The following is a 7,365-nucleotide window of genomic DNA, read 5'->3' on the forward strand; positions in this document are numbered from 1 at the left end:
GCAGGACACTCGTGACGTGCAGCTGCCCGACCTCCCGGTACGCGCGGTCCTCGACGACGTGACCACCGCGCTGGCCGACCACGGCGCCGCGGTCCTCGTCGCCCCGCCGGGCACCGGCAAGACGACGGTCGTCCCGCTGGCGCTCTCGACGACGGTGCCCGGCAAGATCGTCGTCGCCGAGCCGCGGCGGCTCGCGGCGCGGGCGGCGGCGGCGCGGATGGCCGCCCTGCTCGGCGAGCCGGTCGGCGCCACCGTCGGCTACGCCGTGCGCGGCGACCGCAAGACATCGAAGAGCACCCGCATCGAGGTCGTCACCACGGGCCTGCTGGTCCGGCGGCTGCAGAACGACCCGAACCTGCCCGGCACCGACCTCGTCCTGCTCGACGAGTGCCACGAGCGCCACCTCGACGCGGACCTGCTCCTCACCCTGCTGCTCGACGCCCGCGCCGGCCTGCGCCCGGACCTGCGGCTCCTCGCCGCCTCGGCCACCGTCGCCACCGACCGGATCGCCGAGCTGCTCGGCCCCGGCACGCCGGTGGTGCGCGCACACGTGCGGACCTACCCGGTCACCGTGACCTACACCCCGCCGGCCCGCGGCGAGCGCATCGAGCGCTGCGTGGCCCGCGCCGCCCGGACCGCACTGTCCGAATCGGACGGTGACGTGCTCGTGTTCCTGCCCGGCGTCGGCGAGATCGCGCGGACCACCGCACTGCTCGGCGGGCTGAACGTGGTCCCGCTGCACGGGCGGCTGCCGGCGGCCCGGCAGGACGCGGCGCTGCGGCCGAGCGACGAGCGCCGGATCGTGCTGGCCACCGCGGTCGCCGAGTCCAGCCTCACCGTGCCGGGGGTGCGCGCGGTGGTGGACTCCGGCCTCGCCCGGGTCCCGAGGATGGACCACCGCCGGGGCCTCGGCGGCCTCGTCACCACCCGGGTGTCGGCGTCGGTGGCCGAGCAGCGCGCCGGCCGGGCCGGACGCGAGGCGCCCGGGCGGGTGTACCGGTGCTGGCCCGAGCACGAGCACGGCACCCTGCCCGACCAGCCGGAACCCGAGATCCGGACCGCCGACCTCACCCGCCTCGCGCTGGAGCTGGCCTGCTGGGGCACCCCCGACGGCAGCGACCTCGACTGGTGGGACCCGCCGCCGCCCGGCGCGCTCGCCGCCGGCCGCGGCGTCCTCACCGCGCTCGGCGCGCTCGACCGGACCGGCGCGGTCACCGAACGCGGCCGCCGGATCGCCGGCATCGGCCTGCATCCGCGGCTGGCCCGGGCGCTGCTCGACGGCGCCGAGGCGATGGGCGCCACCGCCGCGGCCGAGGTCGTGGCCCTGCTCGACGACGACACGCTCGCCACCGGCACCGACGTCTCCGACGCCCTGCGCGCGCTGCGCCGCGACGGCCACAGTCGCTGGCGCCAGGAGGTCCGCCGGCTCGCGGCACTGGTCCCCGCCGGGCCGGCGGGGCCGGCGGACCCCGCGTTCGTGGTCGCGCTCGCCCACCCGGAGCGGCTGGCCCGGCGCCGGGCGCCCGGGTCGCGGGTCTACCTGATGGCCGGCGGCACCGCGGCCGAGCTGGACGGCCCCGCCGACGCCGAGTGGCTCGCCGTCGCGAGTGCCGACCGCCAGCCCGGCCGGACCGAGGGCAAGATCCGCCTGGCCGCCCGCGCCGACCAGGCACTCGCCGAGCGCGCGGCCCCCGCCCTGCTGTCCACTGTGGACGAGATCGGCTGGGCGGCCGGCGACGTGGTGGCCCGCCGGGTCACCCGCCTCGGCGCGATCGTCCTGCGCGAGCGTCCGCTCGCCGACCCGGACCGCGACCAGCTGCGCGACGCGCTCGTCGACGGGCTGCGCAAGGACGGCCTCGGCCTGCTGACCTGGACCGACGCGGCGACCCGGCTGCGCAGGCGGCTCGCGCTGCTGCACCGGGCCCTCGGCGACCCGTGGCCCGCGATGGACGACGCCGCCCTGCTCGACACGGCCCCGGTGTGGCTCGGCCCGGAGCTCACCCGGGCCCGGCGCCGCGCCGACCTGGCCCGGGTGAACGTGCACGACGCGCTCTCCCGCCTGCTCCCCTGGCCGGCGGCGGGCCGGCTCGACGAGCTCGCGCCGGACCGGCTCGCCGTCCCGTCCGGCGCGCGGATCAGGGTCGACTACTCCGCCGACGAGCCGGTGCTGCCGGTGAAGGTCCAGGAGGCGTTCGGCTGGACCGCGACCCCGACCATCGCCGACGGCCGGGTGCCCGTGCTGCTGCACCTGCTCTCCCCCGCCGGCCGCCCGGTGGCGATCACCCGCGACCTCACCTCCTTCTGGCGCGACGGCTACCAGCAGGTCCGCACCGAGCTGCGCGGCCGCTACCCGAAGCACCCCTGGCCCACCGACCCGACGACCGCGACGCCGACCGCCCGCACCACCCGCCGCGGCAGCACCGGGTGCTGAACACCGCACGGCGGCGCCGGGGCAGGTCGATACAGTTCGATCACAGCGACCGAACTGGAGGGACCGTGCGACACGAGGTCACCCTGCCCATCGACGCGCCTGCCGAGCTGGTGTGGCAGACCATGAGCACCGTGGAGAAGTGGCCCGAGTGGACCCCCACGATGACCGAGATCCGCCGGCTCGACGACGGTGAGCTGCGGGTGGGCAGCACGGCGGAGGTCCGCCAGCCCAAGCAGCCGCCGCGCACGTGGACGGTCACCGAGCTGACCCCGGGGAAGTCGTTCACCTGGGTGAGCTCCGGCACCGGCCTGCAGCTCGCCGCCGACCACGTCATCACCACGGACGGCGACGGCACGGTCGGCGCCCTGCTGACCTTCACCGTGCGCGGGGTGCTCGCACCGGTGGCCGGCCTGCTCGCGGGCGGGGCCATGCGCCGCGCGGTCGACACCGAGGCCGAGTCCCTCAAGAAGTGGTGCGAGAGCCACCGGGCCGACGGATAACAAGGTCCACTGTGGACTGAACGGGGGCGGGGGCCGGGTGGTCGTTCGGTGCATGGTGCTCTTCGGGCTGCTCGGGCTCTACCAGTCGACGCTGGGCCCGCTCATCCCGATCATCCGCGACGACAACCACCTCACCGGCGCCACCGCGGGCCTGCTGGTCAGCGGCTTCTTCGCCGGCTCGCTGGCGAGCACGGTGGCCGGCGGGGCGCTGCCCGAGCGGTGGGCGCGGACCTACCTGGTCGTCGTGCCCGCGGCGCTGCTGCTCGCGGGATCGGCCGGCCTGGTGGTGCGCGGCCCGTGGCCGCTGCCGCTGCTCGCCGTCGTCGTGGCCGGGCTCGGCTTCGGCGGGCTCGTCCTGGTCGTCAACACCGCGATGGCGAGCCAGCCCGGCCAGCGTGGTGTGACGCTCGCCAACCTCGTCAACGGCGTGTTCGGCCTCGGCGCAGCGGCCGGCCCGGCGCTGGTCGGCCTCACCCGCGACGTCGGCTACCCGTACCTGTTCGGCGTGCTGGCCGTTGCCATCCTGCTCACGCTGCCCAACCGCCACCTCGGCGCGGTCCGCCCGGCCGAGGTGGCGGCGCGGTCCGGCCGCGCGCCGGGACTGTTGCCGCTCTTCGGCGCCCTGCTGTTCTGCTACGCCGGCATCGAGACCGGCCTGAGCAGCTGGGAGACCGTGCACCTGGAGGCCCACGGCTACCCGCCGGGGACCGCCTCGGCGCTCACGTCGCTGTTCTGGCTGGGGCTGGCCGCGAGCCGGCTGCTGGTCCCGCTGCTGACCACCCGCTGGCCGCCGGCCCGGCTGATCGCCACCACGCTGACCGGGATGTTCGGCGCGCTGGTCCTGATCGCCGTGCCGAACCTCGCCCCCGCGGGCTACCTGCTGGCCGGCGCGCTCGCCGGCCCCGTGTTCCCCACGGCACTGGCCTGGCACGCGTCGACACACCCGGACCCGCGCCGGGGCAACGCCGTGCTGCTGGCCGCCGCCATGATCGGCAACGTGACGGCGCCCGCGGCGCTCGGCTACACGATGCAGGCGACCTCGGACCTGCTGCTGCCCGCGCTGGTCGCCGTGCCGGTCCTCGCGTGCCTGACGATCACCCTGGTGCTGCGCGGCCGAGCCGGGCCCGGGCCGACCGCTCGATAAGGATGGGGAGGAAGCTGCGGATCGGCGCGTCCGCGAACCGCTCGCGCTCCTCGTCGACGACGTCGTCGACTCTGGGCGCGTCGTACTCGGTCGCGAGCTTGCTCTTCACCGTGGCCAGCTGCCTGTCGAGATCGTCGCGCGCCAAGCTGTCCAACGTCGTCGTCATCGCGATCCACCCTGCTTTCGCATCAGGCCGGCTGACTTCCCCGCGTCCGTGTCCACGCAACCACAGCCAGGTGAACAGGGAGTGAACGGCGGGACTCACCACCGGTCGATGTGCAGGACCTCGTCGAGCGGCTGGCGGGCGGCGGGCTTGAAGGTCTCGCCCGTGTAGTAGGCCGTCGGGATGAGGGCCGTCTGGTGAACGCCCTCCGGCAGCTCCAGGATCTCGGCCACCTCCCTCTCGTAGGCCAGGTGCAGCGTGGTCCATGCGGTGCCCAGGCCGAGGGTGCGGGCGGCGAGCATGTAGCTCCACGCGGCGGGCAGGACCGAGCCCCACAGGCCCGCCTGGTTGCCCGCCGGCAGCTCGCGGCGGCCGGTGCGCAGGCACGGCAGGACCAGGACCGGCACGTCACCCATGTGGTCGGCGAGGTATGCCACGCTCTCGTGGACCCGCTGCTGGACCACGGACCGCTCTGGGTCGTCGGCGAACAGGTTGCCCGCGGCGCCGGAGGACGCCAGGTACTCCGCGCACGCCGTCGCGTACACCGCGCCGACCCGGGCCCGCTGCTCGCCGTCGGTGACGACGACCCACTCCCACGTCTGCCGGTTCGACCCGCTCGGCGCCTGCAGCGCGATCTCGAGAGCGCGCCGCACCAGCTCCATCGGGACCGGGCGGGTGAGGTCGAGCCGCTTGCGGACACTGCGCGTGGTGGTGAGCAACTCCTCGGGCGTCATGCCCCAACGCTACGTCGGGCCGGACCGTCGACGCCCAGCTCGTGGGCGCGCCGGCGCGGCGAGCCGCTCGGCCGAGGGCACGAGGTGGAGCGTGCGGTCCGCGGGCAGGCCGTCGGCTCGCGGCTGGGGAAGTCCACCTTGGACGGTGTGGTGGTGGTAGGGGTCCTGGTCGGGGAGGTCGTCATGGACCAGCGAGTGGGTCAGACCCGTTCGTCCCTCCGGCCGTGCGGCATTCGGCCGAATGAGACGGTTCGGCGCGGGCCGCGCGGAAACCGCCCTGGCGCGCGCTGACAACCGGTAATTGAGTTCATTGTGTTGGCGCGACGCGGTGATCGGAAAGAACTAGGGTTCTACGCAAGACATCGTCGTCTGGTTAAGCGGAGGCCTCATGTCGTCCGGCAACCCACGGAGCAAGGCCACGGGGCTCGTGTTCAACCCCTGGAACCTCCTGCTGCTCATCCCCTTCGTCATCCTCATCACTCCGCTCTACAACAAGCGGTCCCCCGAACTGTTCGGCCTTCCCTTCTTCTACTGGTTCCAGTTCGCGGTCATCCCGGTCGGCGTGCTCTGCACGATCGTCGTCTACCGGATGACCCGGACCAGGCCGGTGGTCCGCCCGGACGAAAGCGGTCCGGACGTGGACCAGCTCGATGAGGGGAGCGTGCGCTGATGCAGTGGACCGAGCTGATCATCTTCATTGTCCTGTTCTTACTCGTCACGGTGCTCGGCTTCATGGCCGCGCGCTGGCGTTCCGTGTCCTCGCTGGACCACCTCGACGAGTGGGGGCTCGGCGGCCGCAAGTTCGGGTCGTGGATCACCTGGTTCCTCGTGGGCGGTGACCTCTACACGGCGTACACGTTCGTCGCGGTGCCGGCGCTGCTGTTCGGCGCGGGCGCGACGGGCTTCTTCGCGCTGCCGTACACGATCATCGCCTACCCGCTGGTGTTCCTGCCGGTGCTGCGGATGTGGTCGGTGTCGCGGGCCCGCGGCTACGTGACCCCGGCCGACTTCGTGCGCGGCCGGTACGGCTCGTCGCTGCTGGCGCTGCTGGTGGCGATCACCGGCATCGTCGCGACCATGCCCTACATCGCGCTGCAGCTCGTCGGCCTGGAGGCCGTGCTGCGCTCGATGGGCTTCAACGACTCCGGCATCCTCGGCCACCTGCCGCTGGTGATCGCCTTCGTGATCCTCGCGGTCTACACCTACCAGTCGGGCCTGCGTGCCCCGGCGCTGATCGCGTTCGTCAAGGACATCCTGATCTACATCGTGATCCTGGTGGCCGTGATCTACCTGCCGATCAAGCTCGGCGGGTGGAGCGAGATCTTCGGCGCCGCCGAGACGAAGCTGACCGGGACGAACCCGGCGACGGGCAAGCCGTTCGGCGACATCCTGCTCAACTCCAACAACCAGCTGCAGTACGCCACGCTGGCACTCGGGTCGGCGCTCGCGCTGTTCCTGTATCCGCACTCGATCACCGGCGTGCTCGCGTCGCGGGGCCGGGACGTGTTGAAGCGCAACATGTCCGCGCTGCCGGCGTACTCGCTCCTGCTCGGTTTGCTGGCACTGCTGGGCTTCGTCGCCATCGCCGCGGGCACCCAACCGATCAAGAACAACGCCACCGGCCGCCCGGACACCAACACGATCATCCCGGAGCTGTTCAACGGCCAGTTCCCGTCGTGGTTCGCGGGCATCGCGTTCGCCGCGATCGGCATCGGCGCGCTCGTGCCGGCCGCGATCATGTCGATCGCCGCGGCGAACCTGTGGACCCGCAACGTCTACAAGGAGTACGTCCGCAAGGACGCCACCCCGAAGCAGGAGGCGAAGCAGGCCAAGGTCGCCTCGCTGGTGGTGAAGTTCGGCGCCGTGCTGTTCATCATCGGCATCGACCCGCAGTACGCGATCGACCTGCAGCTGATCGGCGGCGTGATCATCCTGCAGACGCTGCCGGCGGTCGCGATCGCGCTCTACACCAAGTGGCTGCACCGGTGGGCGCTCGTCGCCGGCTGGGCGGTCGGCATGGCGTGGGGCATGTTCCTGCTGTACCAGATCGCGAACCCGGCGACGAAACGCGCGCACTTCGGCGGTTACGCGCTCCCGCTGGACAAGCTGAACATCCTGGGCTGGCAACCGTTCCCCGGCTCGACGGTGCAGATCTACGTCGGGTTCGTCGCGCTGGTCGCGAACCTGCTGATCGCGTTGGTCGTCACCCTGGTGATACGCAGGTTCGACGTCTTCAACGGGAACGACGACACCACGGGCGAGGACTACCACCTCGACGAGCACGACAAGGATCTCCGCCCGATCGCCGTGCACTGACGGCGACGCACGATTGTTGACGGCCGGGCCGGCGCACGTCGCCGACCCGGCCGTCAGCCGTTCTCAGTCCCCCGCCC

The 7,365-nt window shown here is 73.1% G+C and carries 7 protein-coding genes; 5 read left to right on the plus strand and 2 right to left on the minus strand.

The features are described from left to right. Positions 1 to 16 precede the first annotated feature (16 nt). The 3 genes from hrpB to VGD70_RS21545 all read left to right on the plus strand — a co-directional run bounded on the left by hrpB (position 17) and on the right by VGD70_RS21545 (position 4,075). Positions 17 to 2,431: an ATP-dependent helicase HrpB gene (gene hrpB / locus VGD70_RS21535; protein ID WP_331084066.1), complete on the plus strand. Its 2,415-nt coding sequence runs from the start codon at positions 17 to 19 to the stop codon at positions 2,429 to 2,431. A 65-nt stretch (positions 2,432 to 2,496) separates the two neighbouring features. Beyond that, positions 2,497 to 2,931: an SRPBCC family protein gene (locus VGD70_RS21540; RefSeq protein WP_331084068.1), complete on the plus strand. Its 435-nt coding sequence runs from the start codon at positions 2,497 to 2,499 to the stop codon at positions 2,929 to 2,931. 52 nt (positions 2,932 to 2,983) lie between these two features. Next, positions 2,984 to 4,075 carry an MFS transporter gene (locus tag VGD70_RS21545; RefSeq protein ID WP_331084071.1) on the plus strand — a complete coding sequence of 364 codons (1,092 nt, stop codon included), beginning with the start codon at positions 2,984 to 2,986 and terminating at the stop codon, positions 4,073 to 4,075. On the opposite strand, the gene VGD70_RS21550 is transcribed toward VGD70_RS21545, so the two are convergent. Next, complete coding sequence (locus VGD70_RS21550) at positions 4,026 to 4,241, minus strand: three-helix bundle dimerization domain-containing protein (protein WP_331084073.1); 216 nt, start codon at positions 4,239 to 4,241, stop codon at positions 4,026 to 4,028. The genes VGD70_RS21545 and VGD70_RS21550 overlap by 50 nt on opposite strands. 95 nt (positions 4,242 to 4,336) lie before the next feature. Next, complete coding sequence (locus tag VGD70_RS21555) at positions 4,337 to 4,972, minus strand: nitroreductase family protein (protein ID WP_331084075.1); 636 nt, start codon at positions 4,970 to 4,972, stop codon at positions 4,337 to 4,339. A gap of 388 nt (positions 4,973 to 5,360) precedes the next feature. Between VGD70_RS21555 and VGD70_RS21560 the strand changes: the two genes are divergently transcribed. Further along, the gene (locus VGD70_RS21560) at positions 5,361 to 5,642 is read left to right on the plus strand and encodes a DUF3311 domain-containing protein (RefSeq protein ID WP_331084076.1); all 282 of its coding nucleotides are present in this window, start codon (positions 5,361 to 5,363) and stop codon (positions 5,640 to 5,642) included. Continuing rightward, positions 5,642 to 7,288: a monocarboxylate uptake permease MctP gene (mctP, locus tag VGD70_RS21565; RefSeq protein WP_331084078.1), complete on the plus strand. Its 1,647-nt coding sequence runs from the start codon at positions 5,642 to 5,644 to the stop codon at positions 7,286 to 7,288. Before VGD70_RS21560 ends, mctP begins: the two co-directional genes overlap by 1 nt. The last annotated feature ends 77 nt before the right edge of the window (positions 7,289 to 7,365 follow it).

This window comes from Actinophytocola sp. (assembly GCF_036402745.1).
Classification (GTDB): domain Bacteria; phylum Actinomycetota; class Actinomycetes; order Mycobacteriales; family Pseudonocardiaceae; genus Actinophytocola.